Below are 26,210 nucleotides of genomic sequence, written 5' to 3'. Positions count from 1 at the left end.
GTTCGTTGGGCTGTAAGTTGGGGGAAATCTGTGCAAACGGGCGGTGTCAGGAGTGTGCCGGATTGCGTTGTTTCAGTTTCTTTTTGTAGGAAAAGACGATGTTGCCGAATAATGTGATGATTCTTATGTCTTTGATTCTTTCTTTGCTGATGGGTTTTTTATGGTCTGCTTTGTATGAGGCATAGGCGGATGCCTGCAATATTTTCTGTACTTCTTTGTTGTGCAGGAGTGAGGCGGCCACTTTGTTCATGGAGAAGATGCGTATGGATTCGTCGAAAGTGGAATTTCTAATGGCATAAACCGCCCATGAAACCAATGCGTCGGGCACTTCTCTGTCCGGCCAGTATCTTTCCAGATATTCGCTGACATTTCTAATCTGGCGTATGCTGTTTTTATGTATATTGTTGTCGTGCAGGCGGTAGAAAACATTGTTGCCCGGCAGAAATGCGTGTTTCCATTCGGGATGATCGAGCAGATAGCGGAACAGCTTGGTTCGGAGAACAATGTCGTCGCCGATGATGTCTTCGTCAAACCCGCCGACGGCATCGATTAGCGATTTTCTGAATATGCATCCTTGTATAAAGAATGCGCCGAAGTGCGAGTATTCAAATTCCAGCAGCTCTGATACGGTGGGGTGTTCTATATTTTCAATGGGCGATTCGGGCAGGTATCCGGTGATGACTTTGCCTTTGTTGTTGATGGATGCCGCTTTTTTGGTGGCCACAAAAGCCAAGTCTTCTTGGCTGTTCATCAGCTCGATTTCTTGGCGGACAACTTCCGGATTAAACACATCGTCCAAAGAAATAAAGGCCACTAATCCGCCCTTGCATTTTTCTAGGGCGGTGTTGAAGTTTTTACCGATATTGCCCGTATTCTCTTGGGCAATGACGGTAACGGGAAACGGATATTTGTCGGCCAAGCCGTTTAAAACCTCCACGCTGTTGTCTTTCGAGCCGTCATCCACTACGACGACTTCTATATTCGGATAAGCAATGCGTTCGATAGAATCAAGGTTTTCTTTTAAAAAATCGGCATGGTTGTAACCGAGGCAGCAGATGGAAAGCAGATGGTTGCTCATATTGTATCCTTGTATTATTTGAAGCTGTTGCAGGCATCAATTACCCTGCCTGCTTCTTCATCCGTCATAACGGGGCTGATGGGCAGCGACAACACGCTGCGGTGCAGCTCTTCGGTCAGCGGCAGGGAAAGGTGGTTCAGATGGCGGTAGGCCTGCTGCTTGTGCGGCGGAATCGGATAGTGCACCAGCGTTTGGATGCCGTTTTGCCGCAGGTGTTCCTGCAACTCATCGCGCTTGGCGCAGCGGACGACAAACAAATGCCAGACGTGTGCTTCGGATACGGGGGCTTGGGGCAGCGTAATCAGGGGATTGCGGATTTCGGACAGATAGCGTTGCGCGATGCGGCGGCGGCGGGCGTTTTCCCGATCCAGATGGTTGAGTTTGACCGCCAGCATGGCGGCCTGAATCTCGTCCAGGCGGCTGTTGGTGCCGCTGTACAGGTTTTCGTATTTGCGGTGCGAGCCGTAATTGCGCAATGCCCGGATGATTTCGGCCAATCCGTCGTCGTTGGTGGTAACCGCGCCGCCGTCGCCGAGTGCGCCGAGGTTTTTGCCGGGATAAAAACTGAATCCCGCCGCATGTCCCCAATTGCCTGCTTTTTTATCGTTTAGCCGTGCGCCGTGGGCTTGGGCGGCATCTTCCAATACCAGCAGGCCGTGTTTCTCCGCCAGCGGCATGATGCCCGCCATATCGGCCAACTGACCGTAGAGGTGGACAGGCAAAACGGCGCGGGTTTTGTCCGTTACCGCTGCCGCAACGGCAGCCGCGCTCAGATTGAAGGTTGCGGCATCGGGCTCGACCAGCACCGGCACGAGCCGGTTGGCGGTAACGGCCAGTACGGAGGCGATATAGGTGTTGGCGGGCACAATGACTTCGTCGCCCTCTTTCAGACGGCCTGCTTCCTGCCAAGCGCGCAATACCAAAACCAGCGCGTCCAAGCCGTTGGCCACGCCGATGGCGTGCTTTGCGCCGCAATATCGGGCAAACTGCTGCTCGAAATTTTCCAGTTCGCTGCCCGAAATATACCAGCCGCTGTCGATAACGCGGTTGCAGGCGGCTTTCAATTCTTCGGCATATTGCCGGTTGATCTGTTGCAAATCCAAAAACGGAATCACGGTATTTCTCCTACGATACGGGCGGGGTTGCCGGCCACAATACTTCTGGGCGGGACATTTTTGGTAACGACGGCACCTGCGCCGACCATGCAGTATTCGCCCAGCTCGATGCCGGGCAGGATGGTGGCGTTGGCACCGATGCTTGCGCCTTTGCGGACGACGGTTTTTAAAAATTCGGGCGGATACTGTTTGGAGCGGGGCATTTTGTCGTTGGTGAACGTGGCATTCGGGCCGACGAAGACATCGTCTTCCAACACAATGCCGTCCCACAGGTAAACGCCTGATTTGACTGTAACGTTGTTGCCGATTACCACGTCGTTTTCAATCAGGGTATGGGCGCAGATATTGCAGTTTTTGCCGATGGCGGCATCTGCCAGCACCACGGCAAACTGCCAGATGCGCGTGCCTTCGCCGATATTTTTGGCGGCAACATCGCTGAGCGGATGGATAAACACGGCTAACCTTCTTTCCCCGAGATGCGGACAAATTCGTCGTAGTCGCGGATATAGTCCGACTCGTCGTACAGGCTGTCGGCCAGCACCATCAACACGCAGTCTTCCGAAAAATCATACATTTCCCGCCACATAAACGATTCGATTAACAAGCCCTGCGCCGGATTGTCCAGCAACACGCTGACTTTTTCTGTGCCGTCGTCCAGCAGGAAACGGCACGAACCGCGCACGGCCACCACAATCTGTTTGAGCTGCTTGTGGGCGTGAAAACCGCGCCGCACGCCTTCTTTGGTGTCGAACAGATAATAAACGCGCTTGATTTTAAAAGGGATGTTTTTGCCTTCTTCAAGAGCAATCAGCGAGCCGCGTTCGTCGCCGTGGGTTTGGAGCTGTATCAGGTTGATTTTCATGTTGGTGGAGTCTGCACGGGTAAATGGATGGGTTGGTGGGGCTCTATCTGCAATACATAACGGAGCCAGTTGCCGAAGCTGTATTTCTCGCGGATAGCGGGGTCGATTTCATGATAAGGGCGTTGGAGGAAGTCATCCATGCCGTCGAAATGTTCGCCGTCCCAGATAAAGATGTTGTCGGGATGGTAGAAATCGTAGTTTTTGATGTCGGCATTGGTGGTAATCAGTTTTTTGCGGTGTCCCAATGCTTCAAAAACGCGCAGCGACAGGCCGCTGTGCGTGCTGATGACGAAATCGACCAGCACCGAAGCGCGGCGGGCGTTTTCCAGATTTTCCCGATAGCTTGTCCGCTGGCGGAAAGTGATGTTGCCGCAGTCGTAGAGCGGGCTGATTTGTTGCGGATTGCCGTAATAGACGATTTGGAAATCCAGCGGCCAGCCGGCCTGTTCGGCATAACGGCAGAAGCGGCGGACGGTGGGGATGCGGTCTTCGCGGTGTGCGCCGATAAAATAGAGTACGGGTGCTTCGGTCTGTACGGCATCGGCTGGCGGCAGATGGTCGAAATAGAAATTGGTGGTCGGCAGCAGGCGGGGATCGTTCTGTGCCGCATCATTCGGGTCGAAAATATAGAAGCGGTCAAACAGGCCGATTTGGCTTTTTATAGAAGGGAAACGATCCAAGCCGTCCCATTGGTAATTGACCGTAAGGCGGGATTTGCTTTTGATTTCACGGATAAAGCTGTTGGGATAAATATCCGAGCGGATGAATAAGGCGTAATCGAAGGCGGGAAAGTCTGCCAGTTTGGCGGCCAACTGCCTGCGCTTTACTTCAACCATCAGTTCTTTTTTGGCATCTTTGTTGCCCAAAACGGTTTGCTTGAACTTGGTTTGGATGCGCGCCCAGAGGTTCGGGTAGCGGAAGGTTTGCGTGTCCAGCGTGAAATCAAGCACATCGAAGCCGTGATGCGCCAGACATTCGCCCAGCAGGACGTGTATGTCGGCATCGTTGACCATGCCTAGGAAAATACGGGGTTTTGTCATGATTGCTTCCGTGCCGTGTTATTGCAGACTGCTTTTCCAGCGTTCAAAGGCTACCTGAAAAACCTTGTCCAGCTTTGCCTGGTGTTCCGCCGTGTCGGGTACTTGGTAGAACGCGTCTTCGTTTTCCAGGCCGAGGGCGAGGAAGTAGTCGGCGAGGAAGTGGCCGTAGCCTTCGTCTTCGTCGGCGTAATAATATCGGGTGAAGCGGTTGCCCAAGTCATTGAAACAGTTGCTGTCTATGCCGCCGCTGAGCTGCTGCCGCACAAACAGGCCGCCTGAAATCCGCCGCTGCTGCAAATCGTCAAACTGCGGCAAGGCGGCCGCCGCTTCGCTGTGCAGGCCTTGCGACACCGCCCATGCGTAATAATACCCGATATGACGGGCGGCTTGGGCGGGGGATACGGCGGTGTGCAGCGTAATGTGGTCGTAGAGCATTATTCAAACCAGTCCGAGGGCAGGTTGTCGGGGGTGATTTCGTTGATGTTGTCGCGGTAGTAGAGGATGGCGGCGGGGCTTCGGGTGTAGGGCAGCCAGTAGTTCAGCCCTTCGTCGCGGTAGAGGCCGATTAGGGGTTTGCCGAGGCCGGCGGCGATGTGGACGGTGGCGGTGTCGGGGGAGATGACGCGATCGGCGCGGCGGATGAGTTCGATATTATCTTGTATGGTTTGTGTTTTTTCGTAAACGTGGCAGTTGGGCGCGGCTTGGGCGAGCTGTTGCAGCAGGGGGGTTGCGGCAGGATAGCCGAGCAGGACGAATTGCTGCTGCGGCAGTTTTTCGGCGAAATGGGCGAGCCAGCGGGCGATGTTTTCGGGAGTGAAGCGGCGGGCGTTGGCCGCGCCGAAGAAGTTGACGGCGGTGTAGCTGCCGATTTGCCGCTGTTGCAGAAAGGCGGCAACGGCGTCTGCGGCGGCGGGGTCGGCGGGAATGTCGTAGGCGGTGTCGATGGCGGTAAAGCCGCAGATTTCTAAGGCTTGGCGGTAGATTTCGCTGAAATGCTGGTTTTGGTCGGGGATGTTGCGGTTGAAGATGCGGTAGTGTTCTTTGGCGAAACCGATGTTGTAGGGGGCGGCGATGCTGCGGATAAGGCGCAGGTCGCGGGTGCGCAGGAAGGCGGTGGGGTCGATGAGGACGTCGTATTGTCCGGCAATGCTGCGGCCGACGGCGCAATAGGAGCGGCTGCTTTTGGCGCGGACGGTGTGGACGGTGTCGATATGCGGGTTGCGGTCGAACAGGCTGCGGTTGGCTTCGGTGCAGACCACGCCGATTTTGATGTGCGGCGCGGCTTTTTTGATTTCGCGGAACACGAAGGAGCTGACGATGTAGTCGCCGATTTTGCCGTCTTGGCGCAGAAAGAGGACGGCGCGGATGTGTTCGGGCGACAGCGGGGCGGCAGACGGGCGCGGGGCGCGGTCGTACAGGGCTTTGCCCGCGCGGATGCGCAGGGTTTGCAGGCGTTTTTTGAGGGCTTTGAACAGGGTTTTGGCGGTCATGGGCGGCTTGTTTGGATTGCGGGCGGTGTGTTTTGCTTTTCAGGTAGCCTTTGGCGGTTTTCAGACGGCCTGTTGCCGTCGGGTGGATGGATGCTGTTTATTAAAGGGGCGGCACAGGGCGCGGGCTTGGGTTTGGCATCGGCCGCGTGCGTCGCCTTGGGGCGGCACACCCTACTTTGGCAGCGGGGAGCGCGGCTTTTCAGACGGCCTTTCCTTGATATGTTCGGCATGGTTTGTGATTTGTATAGATAGTTTGTTTTATCGGGTAATCACACATTTGCCGATTTTGGTTTTTCCGTCGAAAAAATCAAATTCAAAACCGTCGGCCAGTAATCCGTGCGGTGCGCCGTCGATTGGGAAATAAACTTTATCCGCCATGCTTTCATAACCTTGTTCGCTTGGCGGGATACTAAATTCCAAGGCAATAGTCCAGATGCCGCTTGGTAAATACAGTTGGGTATAAAGCAGATGCCCGCTATGCAGCTTACGTTTGGTTTGGTTGAATACAGCCTTGTTCCAAAACACAAAACACAAAACACATCATTTTTTGTATTCCTGGCGTGCGGGTCGGATAGGCGTATCCGGCTTGCGGCGCAAACTGCAAAGGCTACCTGAAAAACGTTTTGCTGCTTATCAGGCAGCTTGGAAGCAGGCCGTCTGAAAAACGTTTTTTATTTTTTTCAGACGGCCTGTGTTTACTCGCCCAACAGCGCGATGTCGGCCACGGCGTTCATCTGCTGTGCCAGTTGGTTGAGCAGGTTGAGGCGGTTTTGCTTCACGGCGGCATCGTCGGCCATCACCATCACTTTGTCGAAGAAGGCATCGACTTGCGGTTTGACGGCGGCCAGCTCGGTTAAGGCCGTCTGAAAATCCTGCTGCGCCAGCGCGGCGGCGATTTTGGGCTGCAAGGCTTGGGCGGCGGCGTAGAGGGCGCGTTCTTCGTCTTGCTGCAACAGGTTTTCGTTTACCGCGCCCAGTTCGGCATCGGCTTTTTTGAGCAGGTTTTGCACGCGCTTGTTGGCGGCGGCGAGGGCGGCGGCTTCGGGAAGCTGCTTAAACGCGGCCACGGCTTGCAGTTTGGCGGCCAAGTCGTCGAGGCGGGCGGGCTTTTTCGCCAATACGGCGGCCACGGTGTCTTGCGGGTAGTCGTTTTGCAGCAATACGGCCAGCCGCGCCTGCATAAAGTCGGCCACTTCGGCGGCGGTGTTGGCGGCGAGTTTGCCTTGCGGGAAGCTGTTGCAGGCGGTTTGCAGCAGGTCGTTGAGGTCGAGGCCGTGTTCCATCAGCATCCGCAATACGCCGAGGGCGGCGCGGCGCAGGGCGTAGGGGTCTTTGTCGCCGGTGGGAATCAGGCCGATGCCCCAAATGCCGGCGAGGGTTTCGAGTTTGTCGGCCAGGGCGACGGCGGTGGCGACGGGGTTTTCAGGCAGCTTGTCGCCGGCAAAGCGCGGGCGGTAGTGTTGGGCGATTGCGTCGGCAATGGTCTCTTTTTCGCCGTCGCCCAGCGCGTAATAACGCCCCATCGTGCCTTGCAGCTCGGGAAATTCGCCCACCATTTCGGTGAGCAGGTCGGCTTTGGCGAGGCGGGCGGCGCGTTCGGCTTCGGCGCGGTCTGCGCCCAAGGCGGCGGCGATGTGGGCGGCAATGCTTTGCAGGCGTTCGACGCGCTCGGCCTGCGAGCCGATTTTGTTGTGGTACACCACGTCGGCCAGTTTGGGCAGACGGCTTTCCAGCGGGGCTTTTTTGTCTTGCGTGTAGAAAAATCCGGCATCGCTCAAACGCGCGCGCAATACGCGTTCGTTGCCTTCGATGATGTGGTGCGGGTCGTCGGTTTGCAGGTTGGAAACCAGCAGGAAGCGGTTCATCAGTTTGCCGTTGCTATCCAGCAGCGGGAAGTATTTTTGGTTTTGCTGCATGGTGAGAATCAGGCACTCCTGCGGCACGGCGAGGAAATGTTCTTCAAAACCCGCTTCCAGAACCGCCGGCCATTCCACCAGCGCGGCCACTTCGTCGAGCAGGGCTTCGTCGGCGGCAACGGTGGCGTTCAGACGGCCTGCCTGTTCGTTTAAAGCTGCCTGAATTGCGGCTTTGCGTTCGGCAAACGAGGCGATGACTCTGCCTTGATCGCGCATTTGGGCGGCGTAGGAATCGGCGTTTCCAATCGTGATGAGGCCGTCTGAAAGAAAGCGGTGGCCGCGCGTCTGGCGGCCGCTGTCCAAGCCCAACACAGAGGCGGGCACGACATCTGCGCCGTGCAGCACCACGAGGCCGTGGACGGGGCGCACGAAGGTGTGCGTGCTGCTGCCCCAGCGCATCACTTTGGGAATCGGCAGTTTTTTCACCGCCTGATTGATGATGTCTTCAAGCAATTCGGACAAAGGCTTGCCCGCTTGGGTGAACTCGTGCGCGTACACATCCTGCTTGCCGTCGTGGATGATTTTCAGGCTGCCGATGTCGGCACCGCAGGAGCGGGCAAAGCCTTCGAGCGCCTTGGTGGGTGCGCCGTCTTTCATCGCGTTGGCCACGGCCGGGCCTTTTTTGACAACGTGTTGGTCGTCCTGCACGGCTTTGACATTTTGCACCTGCACGGCCAGACGGCGCGGCGAGGCATAGGCGGTGTATTGCACTTGGCCTTGAACCAGTTGCGCTTTTTCCAAGCCTTCGGCCACGGCGGCGGCAAAGGCGTTGCCCAGATGGTTGAGGGCTTTGGGCGGGAGTTCTTCGGTGAGGAGTTCGATTAACAGGGTTTGGGTCATTTGGGTCGGGCTTTCTTTGTTGCTGTCCGCACGCGGCGGGTATTTGGTTTCGGATTTGGTTTTTCAGACGGCCTTTTGATGTTGGGGCCGTCTGAAAACGGGGTTTCAGGCTTTGCTTTTTTTGCTTTTTTGCTTTTCAGACGGCCTTTGGAGTGTCAGGCCGTCTGAAAACTCAGTTTCCGACGGGCATCTTGCGGCTCAACGCGGCGTAGTAGCCTTGTTTCGCCAAGAGTTCGTTATGGCTGCCCTGTTCGATGATGCGGCCGGCATCCATCACGATGATGCGGTCGGCCTGTTCGACGGTGGTCAGGCGGTGGGCGACGATGATGCTGGTGCGTCCGTGCATCAGGCGTTCCAGAGCCTGCTGGACGAGGCGTTCGGATTCGTTGTCGAGTGCGCTGGTGGCTTCGTCGAGCAGCAGCACGGGCGCATCTTTCAGGATGGCGCGGGCGATGGAGACGCGCTGGCGTTGGCCGCCGGAGAGCTGGTTGCCGTTTGCGCCGACCGCCATATGCGCCCCCTGCGGCTGCTGCTGCACGAATTCCCACAGGTTGGCGGCTTTGAGGGCGGCTTCCACATCGGCTTCAGATGCGTCGGGGCGGCCGTAGAGCACATTATTATACAAGGTGTCGTCAAACAGAAAAACGTCTTGCGAAACAAGGGAAAACTGGCGGCGCAGGCTTTCGAGTGTCAGGTCTTCGATATTGATGCCGTCGAGCGAGACGGTGCCGGATTCGGCTTCGACGAAGCGCGGGAGCAGGTTGACGGCGGTGGTTTTGCCGCTGCCGGAGCTGCCGACGAGGGCGGTTTTTTCGCCGGGGGCGATGTCGAGGCAGAAATCGTCCAGGGCTTTGCGCTCCTGTCCTGCGTAGCGCACATTGATATGGGAAAATTTCAGACGGCCTTCGGCGCGGCCGATGGTCTGTGTGCCGTTGTCGGTTTCGTCGGGTGTGTCGAGGAAGGCGCAGACGTTGTCGGCGGCGATAAACATGGCCTGCATGGGAATGCCGACGTTGGCCAGGTTTTTGATGGGGGCAACCATCTGCAGCATGGCGATGATGAAGGCCATAAATTCGCCGATGGTGGTGGTGCCGCTGCGGCTCTGCCACAGGGCGATGAAAATGACGATGGCCAGGGCGATGGAGGCGATCAGCTCGCTTATGGGCGAACGCGCCGAGGCGGCTTGGGCGATTTTTTTGTTGATGCGGGCGATTTTGTCGTTGACGGCGGCGAAGCGGCCGACGGCACTTTGGCTGCCGCCAAACATTTTGACGATGCGGTGTCCCTGATGCAGCTCGTTGATGACGGTGGTCAGCTCGGAAAGCGTGGTTTGCGCACCGATCTGCGGCTCTTTCAGGCGTTTGCGGTAGTAGGAGGAGAGCCACAGCAGCGGCGGAAACATCATGACCACCACCAGGCTGAGCTGCCAGTTGAGATACAGCAAAACGGCCACCAGCCCGGCCACAATCATGCTGTCGCGGCAGACGGTGATAAACACGCTCGATGCGTTGGAAATGGCGATGCCCGCCTGTACGAGAAAACGGCCGGAGAAGTTGCCAGAAGACTCGTCCTGCTGCACCTTCGACGAGAGCCGCAGCATTTTGGCGAACATATCGCGGCGCAGACCGCGCATGGCTTCCACGCCTACCCAGGAAATCAGGTAGTCGCTGACAAAGCGTCCCAGCCCGCGCAGGGTCATCAGGAAAACGAGAAATAGCGGCACCGCCCACAGCTTGTGCTCCGTGCCCCAAATCAGATGGTTCATCTTCTCTTTCAGGCCGGACAGAGCCGCATACCAGTTTCCGGCTTCGCCCAATTGCGGCGCGGCCTGCGGTGCGGCAAAGCCCTGGTTGACCAGCGGCGCGATAAAGGCGGCCAGATAGCTTTCCGTCGCGGCCACGGTGGCAATGGCGAGAAACGCCCAGAAAATGCGGATTTTGTAGGGCAGGATGTAGCCCAGCAGCCGCCTGAAATTCTGTGTGTCCTGTTTGTTGAAAATGCTGAAAGATTTTTCTTTTTCGCTCATTTGGGTTCGGTAGTCCGGCGGGTTTGGTTGGCGGGAAGCGGGGTTGGGGTTTTGTCGGAGCCGCTTTTTCAGACGGCCTGATGCGGCTTGGAGGCCGTCTGAAAATGTGCGGGAAAGGCGTTCAGACGGCCTGCAACATATGCATGATCAGGCGGATTAATGTGTCTTTCTGCTTGGGGTCGGACTCGGCCACCAGCAGCGTGAGTGCGGCGAGGCCGGTGTCGTTGATGACGGCTTCGCCGCGTGCATTAAGCAGACGGCGGTTGCGGTGCAGGAAATCGGCAAACAGAAATGCGCCGCTGCGTTTGTTGCCGTCGGCAAACGGATGGTTTTTCACGATAAAGTACAACAGGTGCGCGGCTTTGCTTTCTATGCTGGGATAGGCGGGTTCGCCGAATACGGTCTGCTCCAAATTGCCGAGCAGGGCTTCGAGGCCGTTGTCGCGTTCGCGGGCGAACAGTTCGCCGGCTTCGCCGCGTGCGGCAAGCTGATGTTTGAACTCGGCGAGTGCGGCACGGGCTTGGGCGACGGTGGGCAGTTCGCCGCCGGCTTGGGTTTTGGGTTCGCCCAACAGGCCTTCGTCATATTGCTGCAACCAGAGAAAGGTTTGCGTGTAGCGGCCGATAATGTCGACCAGGCCGCGCCCGCTTGCGACGGTCAGCTCGGGCGAGGCGGCGGTTTTGCGGATGAGGGCGACGGCCTGTTCCAACTCGGCGGCGTTGTGCTGCAAACGTTTTTGGTTGAGGGCATAGCCTTTGAGCAGGTAGTCTTTCAGGCGGGCGGTGGCCCAAATGCGAAACTGCGTGGCATGGCGGGATTTAACCCGGTAACCTGCTGAAATCACGGCATCTAAATTGTAATGCCTGATTTGGCGCGTTACCCTGCGGCTGCCTTCGGTGCGAACTACCGAGAAATCCTCGGTAGTTGCCTGTTCGTCCAATTCGCCTTCGGCATAGATGTTTTTCAGGTGCAGGCCGATGTTGTCTGGACTGGTGTCAAAAAGCTGCGCCATCTGCGCCTGCGACAGCCACACGGTTTCTTGGTCGAAACGCACTTCTACCTGCGTTTGGCCGTCTGAAGTCTGGTAGATTTCGATGGGGCTGTTCATGTTTTGCGGTTCTTTTTTCAGGTAGCCTGAAAGCGTTCAGGAAAACCCGCCGTTCAGGTGCATCAGCAGCCAAAACAGCAGCAGCGGCAGCAGGACAAATACGGCCAATACAATCAGCAGTGCGCCCAAGGGCGATTTCAGTTTCCGATACCGGCCGTTTTTCATCTGCGCCTCTGTTTTCCGGCTTCAGGCTACCTGAAAAGGGTTTTCAGGCTGCTTCTGCCTGCTTTTTCAGCAGTGGAAAGCCCAGTTTTTCGCGGCTTTCGACAAATTTGTGCGCGGCGGCACGGCTGAGGGTGCGGATGCGGCCGATGTAGGCGGCGCGTTCGGTTACGGAAATCGCGCCGCGCGCGTCGAGCAGGTTGAAGGTGTGGCCGGCTTTGAGCACCAGCTCGTAGGCGGGCAGTGCCAGCGACACGTCTTCCATGTCGAGCAGGCGTTTGGCCTGTGCTTCGTAGTCGTCAAACTGGCGCAGCAGCCATTGCGCGTCGCTGTGTTCGAAGTTGTAGGCGGACTGCTCGACTTCGTTTTGGTGGTACACGTCGCCGTAGGTAACGGTTTGGCCGTCGGGGTTTTTCGACCAGACCAAATCGTAAACGTTTTCCACGCCTTGCAGATACATGGCCAGCCGTTCGATGCCGTAGGTGATTTCGCCGAGCACGGGGGAGCAGTCGATGCCGCCGACCTGCTGGAAGTAGGTAAACTGGGTTACTTCCATGCCGTTGAGCCACACTTCCCAGCCCAAGCCCCATGCGCCCAGCGTGGGGTTTTCCCAGTCGTCTTCGACAAAGCGGATGTCGTGGACTTTGGGATCGATGCCCAACTCGCGCAGGCTGTCGAGATAGAGCTCCTGAATGTCGGCGGGCGCGGGCTTGAGGGCTACCTGAAACTGGTAATAGTGTTGCAGGCGGTTGGGGTTGTTGCCGTAGCGGCCGTCTTTGGGGCGGCGGCTGGGCTGCACATAGGCGGCAAACCACGGCTCGGGGCCGAGTGCGCGCAGGCAGGTGGCGGGGTGGGACGTGCCCGCGCCGACTTCCATATCGAAGGGTTGGAGTATGGTGCAGCCTTTGTCGGCCCAGTAGGTTTGCAGTTTGAAAATGATTTGTTGGAATGTGAGCATGGTAAATTGGTGTCGGTCGCGAAAAAACGGGCATTTTACTGTTTTGGCGGGGGGTTGGATAGCTTCGCGCCCGCAATACATTTATAATGCCGAAAATTTTTGTCCGTCTTTGTTAAAGGAATGTTATGAGCAGCAATCAGAAAGAGAAAGAGCAGAAAATCGGCCTGTGGGTGGCCGGAAGTGCGGCCGGTTTGGCTGTGCTGGTTATCCTGTTTTTATCGGTTTGGGGCTGGGAAACCGGCCGCATCGAAGGCTCGCCCGACTACGGCCGCGCCGCTTCGCAAGAGGCCGCCGCTTCGCAAGCAGAAGCTGCCGCTCCGCATGAGGAAGAAAACCAAAACGGTGCAGGGTTTGCCGAATCCGGTGTGAATGAAACTTTGGCGCAGGATCAAGCCGTTCCGCCGCAAAACCCTGTTGCGCCGGAGGCCGCACCCGAAGCCGTACCCGAAGCCGCACCTTTGCCCGAAGCCGCGCCGGAAACCGCAGCCGATCCCGTACCTGCTGCCGAAGCCGCACAAGACGAAGCGAAAATCGTGGCGCAGGGCGGCGTGGTGAAATTCTATTTCGCCACCGGCAAATCCGATGTGCCAGCAGGTGCGCAGGAAGCCTTGAAAGACGTGCTGGTGGCCGTGTTGGGCGGCAAAAAAGTCGTCGTTTCCGGCTATCACGACAGCACCGGCAATGCCGCATTCAACGAAGAGCTCTCCAAACAGCGCGCCCTCGCCGTGCGTGCCGTGTTGCAGGGCTTCGGCGTACCCGAGAAACAAATCGAGCTGCGCAAGCCCGAACACGCCGATGCGGGCAGCGGCGAAGAAGCCCGCCGCGTGGAAGTGTTTGCCGAGTAATCAGGATGGCGGACGGATGCCGGAAGTGTGCGGCATCCGTCTGTTTTATCTGTCGAGGCCGTCTGAAAAGCCCGCAAATGCGGTTTTCAGACGGCCTCTTCCACATCAAGTCCTGCGGTATAATCCGCGCATTTTGTTCAGGAATCCCATTATGTTTAAAGAAGCCCTTGCCCGTCTCGATACCGTGCGCGACTTTTTGCGCTTTGCCGTGAGCCGCTTTAACGAGGCCGGGCTGTTTTTCGGCCACGGCAGCGACAATGCCCACGACGAAGCGGCCTATCTGTTGCTGCACACGCTCAATCTGCCGCTGGATCTACTCGAACCCTATCTTGATGCGCGGCTGCTGCCGTCTGAAAAACAGCGTCTGATCGAATTGATAGAGCGGCGCGTCAAAGAGCGTGTGCCCGTGTCCTACCTTACCCGCCATGCGCGGCAGGGCGGCTTTGATTTTTATGTGGACGAACGTGTAATCGTACCGCGCTCTTTTATTGCCGAACTCTTGGGAGAGCCGCTGCGCCCGTGGATCGAATACGACGAACTCGTCCACAACATACTCGATTTGTGCACCGGCAGCGGCTGCCTCGCCATCCAGGCCGCATACCACTACCCCGATGCCGTGGTCGATGCGGCCGACATCAGCCTCGACGCGCTGGAAGTGGCCGCCGTAAATATCGAAGACTACGGCTTGCAGGAACGGATCACACTCATCCATACCGATCTTTTTGAGGGTTTGGAAGATACTTACGACCTTATCATCACCAATCCGCCCTATGTCGATGCCCAATCCGTTGCCGAACTGCCGCCGGAATACCTGCACGAACCCGAACCCGCGCTGGGCAGCGGCGAAGACGGCTTGGACGCAATCCGCAGCATCCTGATGCAGGCGGCGAAATTCCTCAATCCGCACGGCGTGCTGCTGGCCGAAATCGGCCACAACCGCGACGCGCTTGAAGCCGCCTTCCCCGAACTCCCCTTTGTTTGGATGGACACCTCCGGCGGCGACGGCTTTGTCTTCCTGCTGACGCGGGAACAGCTTGTGGGCGGAATATAACCGTTGCAGGCAGTATTTGTGCAGAATGCCGCAGAGGCCGTCTGAAAAAAACCTTGTGGGTTTCAGACGGCCTCATCATGCAATCAGGATGCAATCGGGCCGTCTGAAAACCATGCCGTCCTGCTTTCGGGCTTTCAGACGGCCTCTGCGGGCAAAATCGGTTACAATGGCGGCCTTTTGTTTACCCGTTTCCACCCGTACACCATGTTTGCAACCGTAGAAAAATACAGCGGCCCGGCGAAAATCATGCTCGGCCTGATCGCACTCACTTTCGTAGGCTTCGGCGCGGGCGGCCTGATTGCCGCCGGCTCCGACTACATCGTCAAAGTGGGCGGCGAAAAAATCAGCACCCAAAAAGTGCAGGAAGCCCAGCGCGAGCAGAATCTGGGCAGCAGCCAAAACGCCCTTTCGGTACTCATCGAGCGCGCCTACCTGACCGAAGGCGCGCAAATGATGGGCATAGGCGTGTCCGAAGCGCAGTTGAAACAAGTAATTGTGGACGATCCGGGCTTCCACGACGAAAACGGCCGTTTCAGCGAAGCCAAATTCCGCCAATTCCTGCAACAGGGCGGCCTCAGCGAAGAACACTTCCTGGAAAACCTGCGCAACAGCTTCGCCCTGCAAAACCTCGTCAATCTGGCCGGCAGCGGCAATATTGTCAGCAGCAGCCAGGCCGGGCAATACGCGCAGCTGATGCTGGCCGACCGCCAAATCCGCAGCGTCGTTTTCGATCCGAAAACCTTTGCCGCACAGATTCAGGCCGACGATGCCGCGCTCAAAGCCTATTACGACAAAGACAAAAGCAAATACCGCCTGCCGCAGGCGGTAAAATACCAATACATCGAACTCTCGCCGCGCACGCTGGCCGAAAGCCAAAGCATCAGCGAAGAGGAGCTGGCAAAAGCCTTTGCCGAACAGCAGAAAAACGCCTCGCCCACGCGCGAAGTGGCGCACATCATGCTGAAAACCGGCAGCGACGCGGCCAAAACCAAAGCCGAGGCCGAAAAAATCCTGGCCGAAGCCAAGGCCGCGCCCGACAGCTTTGCCGCGCTGGCGGAAAAATATTCGCAGGACGAAGGCACGGCACATTCCGGCGGCAGCCTCGGCGCGGTGGGCAAAAACAGCCCGCTGCCCGAAGCCTTCAAAACCGCCGTGTCCGCACTGGGGCAGGGCGAAACCGCACTCGTAGAAAGCGAAGGCGCGTTCCATATCGTACGCATCGGCAACGTGCGCAACGGCCTGAGTTTCGACGAAGCCAAGCCCGCGCTCGAAGCCGCCCTGAAAGAGAAGAAAGCCCGCGAAGCGGCGGCAAAAGTCCGCGACATCCTGCGGCGCACCGCCTTTGAAAAGCCCGATAGCCTGCAACCCTCTGCCGAAGCCGCCGGCCTGGCCGTGCGCGACGGCGCGGACTGGCTCAGCCGCGAAAACGCGCAGCAGGCAGGGCTTCCCGCCGAAGCGGTGGAAGCCCTGTTCGGCGACGACGTATTCAAAAAGAAACACAATTCCGACCTGATTACCGTGGGCGACACCTCTTGGGTGCTCCGCGCCACCGAGACACGCGCCGAAAGCGTGCCGCCGTTTGAACAGGCCAAAGAGCAGGTGCGATCCGCCTTCCTCAACAGCGAATCGGCCAAAGCCGCCGAGGCGCAGGGCAAAAAACTGCTGGCCGAGCTGCAAAAAGGCGGCACGCCGCAGCTTGACTGGTCGCCCGTGGAAACCCTCACCGCCGCCGACGCGCGCCTGCGCCTGCCGCCGCAGGCATTGTCCGCGCTGGCAAAAGCCCGTCCAGCAGAGGGCAAGCCCGCCTATCTCCTGCTCGAAGGCCTGCCTACCCCCTTGCTGATGGAAGTGCAGTCGGTCAAAGTGCCGCAAACTTCCGCCGAAGACGGCAAACTCATCCGCACCCGTCTGGCCGAGCACACGGCCATCGGCATGTACAACGGCCTGCTCGACTATCTCAAAGGCAAAATCCCCATCGAACAGGGCAAACAAAAAACCGACGGCGAGGGACACTGATTTCCCGCAGGCCGTCTGAAAGCACGGCTTGGCCGGCTCCGCTTTCAGACGGCCTTGATTTTCCGCCGCCGCGCCCGATATGGCGCACATTCCCGCAACACTGCCATAAGGAAACCCATGAAAAAACACACCCCCGCCGCCCTCATCCTCTGCACCCTCGCGCTGGCCGCCTGCGACAACGGCAAGCAGGCCGAACTCGAAAAACAGATTCAGCAGCAACAGCAGCAAATCAGCCAATTGCAGGCGCAGGCATCGGCCGCCGCCGACCAAACCGTCTACCAGCTCAACCCCGAAGCCGTCAATGAAACCCTGTCGCCCGAAGCGCAGGAAAAAGGCAAAAACGGCGAAACCGTAACCGGCAGCGACGGCCAGCAATACGTTTACGACAATTCCACAGGAAGCTGGCTGCTGCAAAGCCTGATTGGTGCGGCGGCGGGTGCGTTTATCGGCAACGCCCTTGCCAACCGTTTCAGCCGCGCCCCCGTTTCTCCCGCCACCCAGCAGGTGCGCAGCCGCTACGAGCAGGAATACAAAGGCAAACGCGCCGCCGCCCCCAACACCCTGCGCCCGCGCAGCCCCGCAGCGGCAGGGCAGCAGGCCAACACCTACCGTCCCACCGACCGCGCCCAGCCCAACCACCGCAAGCCCCGCAGCGGCGGCTTCGGCGGCTTCGGCCGCCGCCGCAGGTAGGTTTTCAGACGGCCTCAGAGCATTTCCGCACCTTTGAGGCCGTCTGAAAACATCCGTTTCCGTCTTTTCACGACACATGGATACATTAAGCAATCCCGTATGAACCTGCGTTATCCCGCCGCCGTCCTCGCCGCCGCCGTTTCCCTGTCTGCCGCCGCAGCCGAAACCTCCGACACCTGCGCCTTCGTCAAAAACGAAGGTATTGAAACCACCTACCGCTGCGAATTTTCCGGATCGCCCGCCCAAGCCTACGCCCGCTTCCAAAGCGGCCGCTACCGCTACACTCCCGTCGAAACCGAAACCTTTTCCTCCCGCGAAATCCCGCGCGATACAGGCCTGCCGCGCAGCCTGCCGAAAAACAACCGCCAAGTTTCCGACAGCAGCCCGGGCGGCTGCGGCGACTACCGCCGCGAATACCGCTTCGCATACAGCGGCCGCAATGCCGTCAGCGTCAAAAGCGGCGGCGCGGACGACTGCGCCGCCGGCAACGGTTTCCACACCCGCTATGAAAAACACGGCGGCAAAGTCGTGGTTACCCACACCGTCTACGCTTCATGATTATGATTAGGGGCTGTGTGCAATTGGTTTGCGAAGCGGTTTTTTGCTAAAAATCACGGCTGCTGCGCCAAAAACGCCTGCAAAGTGCCTGAGTTTGCCGTGCTTTTTTCCTTGTATCCGCTATATTCCCCATTTAAAGAGCACTTCTCAACATTATGAACAGCCCCTATGAGGCCGTCTGAAAAAGCCCCCGCAACCCCGAAAGGAATCCCAGTGAGCAAACACCACAAACTCATCATCCTCGGCTCCGGCCCGGCAGGCTACACCGCCGCCGTTTATGCCGCCCGCGCCAACCTCAATCCCGTCATCATCACCGGCATGGAGCAGGGCGGCCAGCTTATGACCACCACCGAAGTGGACAACTGGCCGGCCGATGCCGCAGGCGTGCAGGGGCCGGAGCTGATGGCGCGTTTCCTTGCCCATGCCGAACGCTTCGGCACCGAAATCGTCTTCGACCACATCCACACCGCCGACCTGCAACACCGCCCCTTTACCCTCAAAGGCGATTCGGGCGAATACACCTGCGACGCGCTCATCGTCGCCACCGGCGCGTCCGCCAAATACCTCGGCCTGCCGAGCGAAGAGGCTTTTGCCGGCAAGGGCGTGTCCGCCTGCGCCACCTGCGACGGTTTTTTCTATAAAAAACAGAATGTCGCCGTTGTCGGCGGCGGCAACACCGCCGTAGAGGAAGCCCTGTATCTGGCCAACATTGCCGCCACCGTTACCCTCGTCCACCGCCGCGACAGCTTCCGTGCCGAAAAAATCATGGTCGACAAACTCATGCGCCGCGTGGAAGAGGGCAAAATCATCCTGAAAACCAATGCCGTACTCGAAGAAATCCTCGGCGACGACAAAGGCGTAAACGGAGCGCGCCTCAAATTCCGCGACGGCAGCAGCGAAGACATTGCCGTCAGCGGCGTATTCATCGCCATCGGCCACAAGCCCAACACCGATATTTTCAAAGGCCAGCTTGATATGGACGAAGCCGGCTATCTCAAAACCCACGGCGGCAGCGGCGGCAACGTCGGGGCTACCAATATCGAAGGCGTATGGGCGGCAGGCGACGTGAAAGACCACACCTACCGCCAGGCCATCACCAGCGCGGCTTCCGGCTGCCAGGCCGCATTGGACGCGGAACGCTGGCTCGACAGCCAAAATTAAATGCCGAAGCCCTCGGCAGAGGCCGTCTGAAAACGCGGCTGCGGCCAAGCCGGAAAGCTGCCGCAGCGGGCAGACGGCTTTTCAGACGGCCTCAATCTTTCCCCACCCCGAAACCATGTAACGAAAAGGAAATCCCATGATCAAACTCACCACAAACAAAGGTGTCATCACCATCGAGCTCGACCACCAAAACGCCCCCGCCACCGCGGCAAACTTCGAGCAGTATGTCAAAGACGGCTTCTACGACGGAGTCATCTTCCACCGCGTCATCCCGGGTTTCATGATACAGGGCGGCGGCATGACTCCCGATATGGGCGAAAAAGCCACCCGCGCCCCCATCGAAAACGAAGCCCACAACGGCCTGTCCAACGACAAATACACCATCGCCATGGCGCGCACCTCCGACCCGCACTCCGCTTCCGCCCAGTTTTTCATCAACACCGCCGACAACACCTTCCTCAACCGCCGCGCCAAAGAAATGCACGGCCGCACAGTCGTGCAGGACTGGGGCTATGCCGTGTTCGGCAAAGTGATTGAAGGCAAAGAAGTAGTGGATGCCATCGAGCGCGTCGCCACCAAAACCCACGGCTACCACGACGACGTACCCGTAGAACCCGTCATTATCGAAAAAGCCGAAATCGTCTGATTGCGCGGCAAAGCCAAGAGGCCGTCTGAAAACTGTTTTTCAGACGGCCTCTTTGTCTGTGCAGCCCCTCCATACCCGCACCGCTTGCCGCCTTATTGCATCCGCTTTTTCGGCCGCGCCGGATTCTGCGGCATACGGAATGTAAACGGCAATACAGCAATGCAAGCAAAAACCAAGCGGACAGGCCGTCTGAAAAAACGAAATCCCCATTTTTCAGACGGCCTGTTTTACATAAAAATAATTGCATAACAATGAAAATATCCGATTGTTTGAAAAACAAGCCGAATATCTGCAAACATTGATTTGTTAATTTATAATAAGATAGATTAATTTCCTAAAAAAATTTTAAAACCATTATTATCCATAAAGCAAACACACCGGCACGCCGCCCCGGCGGCAGATCAAACAGGAGTCTCCCATGAACAAGCATCCTTTAAAAACCATAGCCGCCTGCCTGAGCCTGATTTGGTTCGCTCCCCACGTTTGGGCGGCAGGTGAAAATGCAGATTCGGCCTTATCCGCCACACTCGGCACAGTCGAAGTAAAAGGCTCGCAAACCCACAAAGACGAAAGAGGCCGCAACCGTGTTTACACCCGCGAAATCGTCAACCTCTACAAAGGCAGACAAGAAGTCGAAACCTTCAAAGGCAACACCGTTTCTGATCTTTTCAGCGGTTTGGCAGGCGTTTACAGCGGCGACTCGCGCAACAGCGGCGCACTCGACCCCAACATACGCGGCGTACAGGGCCAAGGGCGGGTGCCCGTAACCATAGACGGAACCGAGCAGGCCATTACCGTATGGCGCGGTTATGCCGGTGCCAACAACCGCAACTATGTCGATCCCAACATCATCAGCAGCGTTTACATTGAAAAAGGCCCATCGTTCAGCCCTGATGCCAAAAGCGGCATCGGCGGGTCGGTTGCGCTCAAAACCATAGATGCCGACGATATTGTGCCCGAAGGCCGGAAATACGGCGTGGAAATCAAGGCCGAAACTTCCAACAACTCCATCAAGCCGCGTCCGAATGCTTATCAGCACTCGGTCGATTACCGCACCCTGCCCTATCCCGAAGTAGCCACAGGCGGCATCTGGCGCGCCTTCTTCGACAACAGCGACCGCCTCGACCAACGCTTCGGCGGCCGCAACAAATTCTTTGAAGACAAAGCCTACCGTATCGCCGCCGCCACCAAACAAGAGCATTTCGACGCCATGATTGCCTATGCCTACCGCAACAAAGGCAATTATTTTTCCGGCAAAAAAGGTGCAGAGCGTTACGGCTACATCGGGCCGTGGACGCAGGAAACGCTGGACGAACTGAAACGGCGGCAGGAAGAAGCGGCCGAGCGCGGCGAACACTTTTTCGGCAGCGAAAACATGCTGGGCGCACCCGACATCGCCAAAGTCGGCCTTTTCTACCACCCCGGCGGCGAAGTGAGCAATACCTCGCTCGAAACCAAATCATGGGTAGGCAAAACCACTTTTCGCCTGCCTGCCCGCCAAACGCTCAAATTCGGCCTGCGCCATACCGACACCGTATTCGGCGAAGTGATGCCCTCGCGCATCATCGGCCCGATCTCGTGGGACGCTTCCGTGCTCAACAAAATTGCCGAGTGGCCCGAAGCGAATGTCCGCCAGAAATCCTATAACATCGATTATGCGTGGAAGCCCGAAGGCAGCCGCTGGATTGATTTCAACGCCTCGCTGTGGACCACCCGCACCAAATCAAAAACCAACACCGCAGGCGGTTCGCCGGGCGACACCCTTTATGAAGACCGGGTTTTCCACCGCGCCCGCGACGAATATCTGCTTTGGCAAGAATACACTCCCGAACAAAAACAACTGTTGACAGATGCAGGCATAGAAGCTCCGAAACCGCCGGAAATCACCACCCCAAACACCAACGGCCGCTTCAACACGGTAGAAGGCCAGGCCTATTACGCAAACAACAAGCGCACAGGGTTTCACTTTTCCAACCGCATGAGGTTCAACAACAAGCTCTCGCTCACCCTGCTTGGCGACTTTCAAAATGAAAAACTCAATTCTAGAGACAATTTTTCAGAAGAGCTGGCAGATGCAGGCCGGAAATACCAAGAAGAAATGGATGCCAACGACGCATTGCGCCCCAACTACCAACTTAATAATTTCGGAGCACCGAGAAACGGCAAGCGCCGCGAATACAACCTCGGCTTCAATTTCAAATACGACCCGTTCCACTGGCTGAGCCTAACCGCCGGCGCACGCTACACCAGTTTTTCGATACAGGACACCGGCAAACGTTTGGAAACGGGTGTAGACAAATACGGCTATCCTCTAATTATTGATAGAGGAATCAAATACACCCTAAACCGTGTCGCAACCGAAAAAGAATATGCCGACTATTTGAAATATGGGGAACTGATCCAAGATCCAAACTACGATCCCAGCCAAGACAACTATTACTATTTCAACGCATACGGCAAATTACGTATAGAGGACGGCGTTCCCGTATTAGATCCAAACGATGAAAATGCACAAAAAGAACTGCCGACGGCTTATTGGCTGAAAGACCAGTCCGGCCGTCTGAATATAGCCGGCAACCCGATCACCAACGGCAGCATCCCCGATCTGCATGAAAAAATAGCAAACCCCGCCTACGATGCTGCCGATCCAGAGAGTCCTTATCTTGTTCAAAAATACCGGCCGCATAATTCAGAACGCTATATAACCGCAATGACAGAAGCCGAACGCAGACGCGCCCAAAAACAGGGCGGCAGCGGTTGGGTTCCTGCTTTTTCGGCCACCGTCAGCTTCACCGACAAAGCCCGCGCCTATCTGCGCTACACCGAGAGCCTGCGCTTTCCCAGCCTGTTTGAAGGCACCTACGGCTTCTCAAATGCAGCAGGCACATTTGCCCGCGCGGGCTACGGCTGGAAACCCGAACACGCCAAAAACTGGGAGTTGGGCTATATCCATGATTTGACCGGGCTGTTCCCCAAAATGCGCGCCGCCGACTTCCGCCTGAACTATTTCCACAACACCACCAAAAACATCATCGACCGCGACGAAAACTTCGAATTCGAACAATTCGACAAACAAATCCGCAGCGGCCTCGAACTTCAGGCACGCTTCGACACCGGCCGGTTTTTCGGCGGCATCGGGATATTGCGCAACCTGAAAAACAAAATGTGCGACGAATCTTTCTCGTTATCAAGCACGGCAGAATCTTGGGTCGTCGACCACTATATCCAGAGTAAAGAACTGGTTAAAGCGCCTGCCTGCAATCACGGCGGGGTAAGCGATTCGGGCTATCTGGCTTCCGCCATCCAACCGCGCTGGTCGGTTGATGCCGATTTGGGCGGCCGCTTTTTGAAAAACAAGCTTGAAACAGGCTTGCGACTGCATTACCACAGCCGCGTTTATCAAAACCGCAATGATGCGTGGTGGCCTTACTATAATAAATATAATCAGATTGTCAGACGGGAAAAAGACCAAGCGCCTCAAGCCGGAGGCATGCGCTGGCAGCCTGTAACCGTTGTAGATGCCTACCTGCGCTATAAAATCAGCAAAAACCTTTCCGCCGAGCTGGTCGGCACCAATCTGACCGACCGTTATTACCTCGACCCTCTGAGCCGCTCCTATATGCCGGCTCCCGGCAGAGGCATCAGGCTGGGCATCAGCGGCAGGTTTTAAGCACCCGTTCCGAAAATTTTGCAAACACAACTGCCTGCGCACGCCGCCGCTGCGCGTCGGGCTGTGCAGACAGACCGTGATTGGATGGAAATGCACAGGCCGTCTGAAAACTGTTTTTCAGACGGCCTCTTTTTTGTTTGTCGCAAAGCACATGGCAAACCGCCCACCGCTGCGGCATCGCGGGCAGGATGAGCCGCCCAAGCGGCACACGCGTTTCCGCCACAGCAAACAGGCCGTCTGAAAAGCATCGGACTGTTTTCAGACGGCCTCTTTTTTTGTTTGTCGCAAAGCATATGGCAAACTTCCCACCGCTGCGGCATCGCGGGCAGGATGTGCCGCCCAAGCGGCACACGCGTTTCCCGCCAAAGCAAACAGGCCGTCTGAAAAGCGCAAACGGCATGGCGGACGGGCAAAACGGTGTTTTCAGACGGCCTGACTGTCTTTGCTGCGTTTGCCGGCACGTTTCGCACGCACAATCTCCACCACCGCCGGCAGCAGCGACAACACGATAATCGCCGCCAGCACCAGACTCAGGTTTTCCTTCACGATTCGGATGTTGGCGAAAAAATAGCCGGCATAGGAAAACAGCACCACCCACAAGGCCGCGCCGATGATGTTGTAGCGGATGAAGCGGCCGTAGTCCATATGCGCCATGCCCGCAACAAAGGGGGCGAAGGTGCGCACAATGGGGACGAAGCGGGCGATGATGATGGTTTTGCCGCCGTATTTCTCATAAAAGGCATGGGTTTTTTCCAAATGGCTGCGGCGGAAGATTTTGGAATCGGGATTGGCAAACAGCCTTGCGCCGAAATATTTGCCAATGGCGAAATTCACCGCGTCTCCCAATACGGCGGCGACAAACAGCAGCAGCACCATCAAATGGATGTTCATATGCCCCACCGCCGCAATCCCGCCGGCGGCAAACAGCAGCGAATCGCCCGGCAGGAAAGGTGTTACCACCAGCCCCGTTTCGCAAAACACAATCAAAAAAAGCAGGGCGTAAATCCAAATGCCGTATTGCGCGGCCAGTCCGGCCAAATGCACGTCGATGTGCAGGACGAAATCAATCAGGGTCTGAACCATATCGTTTTCCGTAGGCAGAAAAAGCGCGGATTGTAACCGAGCGGGAGGCCGTCTGAAAAAAAGGTTTTCAGACGGCCTGATTTTGAAACAGAGCCGAAAAAGGCTAAAATCGCGCGGTTTTTCCATTCGGGCAGGCTGTCTGTGAAGCAACTGATTTTTGATTTTGCCCGCCGCGATTACCCGGGCTTCGACAAATTCCTCGGCGCGGCCAACCGCGAGCTGGTGTTTGTGCTGCAACAGGCGCAGGAGCGGTTTGTCTATGTGTGGGGCGCACCCGGCACGGGCAAAAGCCATCTGCTGCGCGCCTGGGCGGCGCAGGCGGCAGGGCAGGGCGCGGATGCGCGCTATATCGATGCCGATGCCGAGCCGCTGGAAGAGTCCGCGCTCGAAGCCGCCTATCTTGCCGTGGATCAGGCCGACAGACTGGATGCGGACGGACAGGCCCTGCTGTTTGAAGTGTTCAACCGCTTCCGCAACGCAGGCAGCGGCCGCCTGCTGCTTTCGGCCGATCTGCCGCCCGCCATGCTGGCCGTGCGCGAAGATTTGCGCACCCGCATGGGCTATTGCCTGGTGTACGACATCAAACCCTTGTCGGACGAAGAAAAAATCGCCGCCCTTGCGGAAATGGCGCGGGCGCGGCAGCTTGATTTGGACGACGGCATCTTCCGCTATCTGCTCGACTACCGGCAGCGCGATATGGACAGCCTGGTCAGAATGCTCGACACGCTCTGCCTCTACGCCGCCACCACCCGCCGCCGCCTGACCCTGCCGCTTTTGCGCCGCCTTCTGAAACAACAGGAAACATTATGAAAAACCTGGCTATTTTTGATTTGGACAACACCCTGATCAACACCGATTCCGACCACGCCTGGCCGCAGTATCTGATGAAAAAAGGGCTGGTGGATGTTGCCGAAACCGAAGCGCAAAACGAAAAATTCTACCGCGACTACCAAAACGGCTGCCTCGACATCGATGCCTTCCTCGCCTTCCACCTCGCGCCGCTCAAAGCGTTTTCCCGCGAGCAGCTCGATGAAATGCACCGTGAATTTACGGCGGAATTTATCGAGCCGCACATTTCGCCGATGGCGCGGATGCTGGTGCAGAGCCACCGCAGCGCGGGCGACGAGCTTTTGGTGATTTCCTCCACCAACGAGTTTGTCATCACCCCGATCTGCCATCTGTTCGGCATAGAAAACATCATCGGCACGCAGCTCGAGGCCGACGCGTCAGGCCGCTACACCGGCCGCTACGTCGGCGTGCCCAGCCTGAAAGAAGGCAAAATCACCCGCCTGCACCAATGGCTGGCCGCACGCGGCGAAAGCCTGTCCGACTACGGTAAAACCTATTTTTACAGCGATTCGAAAAACGACCTGCCGCTGCTGCGTCTGGTGAGCGAACCCGTTGCCGTCAATCCCGATGCCGACCTTCTGCGCGAGGCGCGGGAAAAAGGCTGGCCGGTACTGAATTTCAAAGAATAGAGGCCGTCTGAAAATGCCGCGTTTCCAACCCGCCGTTATCCTGATTACCGCGCCGAGCCGCGCCGAAGCCGAAACCATCGGCCTCGCCCTGCTGCAAAAACGCCTCGCCGCCTGCGTGCAGTACGAAAACACCGACAGCAGCTATATCTGGAACGGCACCGTCTGCCGCGATGCGGAAATCCGCATCACGGCCAAAAGCGAGAAGAGCCTGTTCAAAAAAACGGTCAAAACCGTCCGCGCCCTCAGCAGCTACGACTGCCCGCAAATCCTGATGCTGCCCGTGTCCGGCGGCAGCAAAACCTATCTGCGCTGGTTAAAGGAACAGTTGGCGTTATAATGCCGCCCTTTTTGTTTTCAGACGGCCTGAAACGCCAATGAGGCCGTCTGAAAACGCGCCGCAACACAACACAAAAGGAA

Annotated in this window: 26 protein-coding genes; 11 read left to right on the top strand and 15 right to left on the bottom strand. The window is 57.3% G+C overall.

The annotated features are described in order from the left end of the window. Window positions 1-46: 46 nt before the first annotated feature. The 14 genes from DYE40_RS02605 to glyQ all read right to left on the bottom strand — a co-directional run bounded on the left by DYE40_RS02605 (window position 47) and on the right by glyQ (window position 12,595). On the bottom strand, window positions 47-1,078 hold the full coding sequence (locus tag DYE40_RS02605) for a glycosyltransferase family 2 protein (protein ID WP_115307598.1): 1,032 nt from the start codon (window positions 1,076-1,078) through the stop codon (window positions 47-49). A 14-nt stretch (window positions 1,079-1,092) separates the two neighbouring features. Further along, window positions 1,093-2,193, bottom strand: a complete 1,101-nt coding sequence (locus DYE40_RS02600; RefSeq protein WP_115307597.1) for a DegT/DnrJ/EryC1/StrS family aminotransferase — start codon at window positions 2,191-2,193, stop codon at window positions 1,093-1,095. Next, the gene (locus tag DYE40_RS02595) at window positions 2,190-2,648 is read right to left on the bottom strand and encodes an acyltransferase (RefSeq protein WP_115307596.1); all 459 of its coding nucleotides are present in this window, start codon (window positions 2,646-2,648) and stop codon (window positions 2,190-2,192) included. The genes DYE40_RS02600 and DYE40_RS02595 overlap by 4 nt, the downstream gene beginning before the upstream one ends. Window positions 2,649-2,650: 2 nt before the next feature. Continuing rightward, complete coding sequence (locus tag DYE40_RS02590) at window positions 2,651-3,055, bottom strand: sugar 3,4-ketoisomerase (RefSeq protein WP_115307595.1); 405 nt, start codon at window positions 3,053-3,055, stop codon at window positions 2,651-2,653. Then, entirely contained in the window at window positions 3,052-4,095 is a 1,044-nt protein-coding gene (locus DYE40_RS02585; protein ID WP_115307594.1) for a WaaS/CpsH family glycosyltransferase, read from the bottom strand. The genes DYE40_RS02590 and DYE40_RS02585 overlap by 4 nt, the downstream gene beginning before the upstream one ends. A gap of 18 nt (window positions 4,096-4,113) precedes the next feature. Beyond that, the gene (locus tag DYE40_RS02580) at window positions 4,114-4,530 is read right to left on the bottom strand and encodes a DUF7832 domain-containing protein (protein ID WP_115307593.1); all 417 of its coding nucleotides are present in this window, start codon (window positions 4,528-4,530) and stop codon (window positions 4,114-4,116) included. After that, a complete protein-coding gene (locus DYE40_RS02575) occupies window positions 4,530-5,585 on the bottom strand; it encodes a glycosyltransferase family 9 protein (RefSeq protein ID WP_115307592.1) in 1,056 nt (351 codons plus the stop codon). Before DYE40_RS02575 ends, DYE40_RS02580 begins: the two co-directional genes overlap by 1 nt. Next, complete coding sequence (locus tag DYE40_RS12165) at window positions 5,582-5,815, bottom strand: hypothetical protein (protein WP_147286559.1); 234 nt, start codon at window positions 5,813-5,815, stop codon at window positions 5,582-5,584. Before DYE40_RS12165 ends, DYE40_RS02575 begins: the two co-directional genes overlap by 4 nt. 28 nt (window positions 5,816-5,843) lie before the next feature. Continuing rightward, on the bottom strand, window positions 5,844-6,005 hold the full coding sequence (locus DYE40_RS12505) for a hypothetical protein (protein ID WP_172461191.1): 162 nt from the start codon (window positions 6,003-6,005) through the stop codon (window positions 5,844-5,846). Between the two features lie 275 nt (window positions 6,006-6,280). Next, window positions 6,281-8,341 (bottom strand): glycine--tRNA ligase subunit beta, encoded by a 2,061-nt coding sequence (glyS, locus tag DYE40_RS02570; RefSeq protein WP_115307591.1) that lies wholly within the window; start codon window positions 8,339-8,341, stop codon window positions 6,281-6,283. A gap of 172 nt (window positions 8,342-8,513) precedes the next feature. Then, window positions 8,514-10,367, bottom strand: a complete 1,854-nt coding sequence (msbA, locus tag DYE40_RS02565; protein WP_115307590.1) for a lipid A export permease/ATP-binding protein MsbA — start codon at window positions 10,365-10,367, stop codon at window positions 8,514-8,516. Window positions 10,368-10,488: 121 nt separating this feature from the next. After that, window positions 10,489-11,475, bottom strand: coding sequence for a virulence RhuM family protein/type II toxin-antitoxin system death-on-curing family toxin (locus DYE40_RS02560; protein ID WP_115307589.1), 987 nt, complete (start codon window positions 11,473-11,475; stop codon window positions 10,489-10,491). Between the two features lie 36 nt (window positions 11,476-11,511). Further along, complete coding sequence (locus DYE40_RS13065) at window positions 11,512-11,640, bottom strand: hypothetical protein (protein ID WP_280529859.1); 129 nt, start codon at window positions 11,638-11,640, stop codon at window positions 11,512-11,514. Window positions 11,641-11,683: 43 nt separating this feature from the next. Further along, entirely contained in the window at window positions 11,684-12,595 is a 912-nt protein-coding gene (gene glyQ, locus DYE40_RS02555) for a glycine--tRNA ligase subunit alpha (protein ID WP_115307588.1), read from the bottom strand. Window positions 12,596-12,720: 125 nt separating this feature from the next. On the opposite strand from glyQ, the gene DYE40_RS02550 reads away from it, so the two are divergent. The 8 genes from DYE40_RS02550 (at window position 12,721) to DYE40_RS02515 (ending at window position 23,232) form a co-directional block, all read left to right on the top strand. Then, entirely contained in the window at window positions 12,721-13,440 is a 720-nt protein-coding gene (locus tag DYE40_RS02550) for an OmpA family protein (protein ID WP_172461190.1), read from the top strand. Between the two features lie 151 nt (window positions 13,441-13,591). Further along, entirely contained in the window at window positions 13,592-14,491 is a 900-nt protein-coding gene (gene prmB / locus DYE40_RS02545) for a 50S ribosomal protein L3 N(5)-glutamine methyltransferase (RefSeq protein WP_115307587.1), read from the top strand. Between the two features lie 204 nt (window positions 14,492-14,695). After that, window positions 14,696-16,507, top strand: a complete 1,812-nt coding sequence (locus DYE40_RS02540) for a SurA N-terminal domain-containing protein (RefSeq protein ID WP_115307586.1) — start codon at window positions 14,696-14,698, stop codon at window positions 16,505-16,507. A gap of 117 nt (window positions 16,508-16,624) precedes the next feature. After that, window positions 16,625-17,197 carry a hypothetical protein gene (locus DYE40_RS02535; RefSeq protein ID WP_115307585.1) on the top strand — a complete coding sequence of 191 codons (573 nt, stop codon included), beginning with the start codon at window positions 16,625-16,627 and terminating at the stop codon, window positions 17,195-17,197. Window positions 17,198-17,296: 99 nt separating this feature from the next. After that, window positions 17,297-17,755 (top strand): hypothetical protein, encoded by a 459-nt coding sequence (locus DYE40_RS02530; RefSeq protein WP_115307584.1) that lies wholly within the window; start codon window positions 17,297-17,299, stop codon window positions 17,753-17,755. A 213-nt stretch (window positions 17,756-17,968) separates the two neighbouring features. Beyond that, window positions 17,969-18,916: a thioredoxin-disulfide reductase gene (gene trxB, locus DYE40_RS02525; protein WP_115307583.1), complete on the top strand. Its 948-nt coding sequence runs from the start codon at window positions 17,969-17,971 to the stop codon at window positions 18,914-18,916. 136 nt (window positions 18,917-19,052) lie between these two features. Further along, a complete protein-coding gene (locus tag DYE40_RS02520) occupies window positions 19,053-19,562 on the top strand; it encodes a peptidylprolyl isomerase (RefSeq protein ID WP_115307582.1) in 510 nt (169 codons plus the stop codon). A 418-nt stretch (window positions 19,563-19,980) separates the two neighbouring features. Then, a complete protein-coding gene (locus DYE40_RS02515) occupies window positions 19,981-23,232 on the top strand; it encodes a TonB-dependent receptor domain-containing protein (RefSeq protein ID WP_115307581.1) in 3,252 nt (1,083 codons plus the stop codon). Window positions 23,233-23,655: 423 nt separating this feature from the next. Here DYE40_RS02515 and DYE40_RS02510 read toward each other — a convergent pair whose 3' ends face one another. Then, window positions 23,656-24,315 carry a DedA family protein gene (locus DYE40_RS02510; protein ID WP_115307580.1) on the bottom strand — a complete coding sequence of 220 codons (660 nt, stop codon included), beginning with the start codon at window positions 24,313-24,315 and terminating at the stop codon, window positions 23,656-23,658. Window positions 24,316-24,456: 141 nt separating this feature from the next. Here DYE40_RS02510 and hda point away from each other — a divergent pair, with 141 nt between their 5' ends. From hda to cutA, 3 genes are read left to right on the top strand one after another with little or no spacing between them, the layout of a single operon-like run. Further along, window positions 24,457-25,125, top strand: a complete 669-nt coding sequence (gene hda / locus DYE40_RS02505; RefSeq protein WP_115307579.1) for a DnaA regulatory inactivator Hda — start codon at window positions 24,457-24,459, stop codon at window positions 25,123-25,125. Then, window positions 25,122-25,793, top strand: coding sequence for a histidinol-phosphatase (locus tag DYE40_RS02500; RefSeq protein WP_115307578.1), 672 nt, complete (start codon window positions 25,122-25,124; stop codon window positions 25,791-25,793). The genes hda and DYE40_RS02500 overlap by 4 nt, the downstream gene beginning before the upstream one ends. A gap of 13 nt (window positions 25,794-25,806) precedes the next feature. Then, window positions 25,807-26,130, top strand: coding sequence for a divalent-cation tolerance protein CutA (gene cutA, locus DYE40_RS02495; protein ID WP_115307577.1), 324 nt, complete (start codon window positions 25,807-25,809; stop codon window positions 26,128-26,130). Window positions 26,131-26,210: the final 80 nt, after the last annotated feature.

Source organism: Kingella potus (assembly GCF_900451175.1).
GTDB classification, from domain to species: Bacteria; Pseudomonadota; Gammaproteobacteria; order Burkholderiales; family Neisseriaceae; genus Neisseria; species Neisseria potus.
This window is presented reverse-complemented; position numbering and strand designations above follow the sequence as displayed.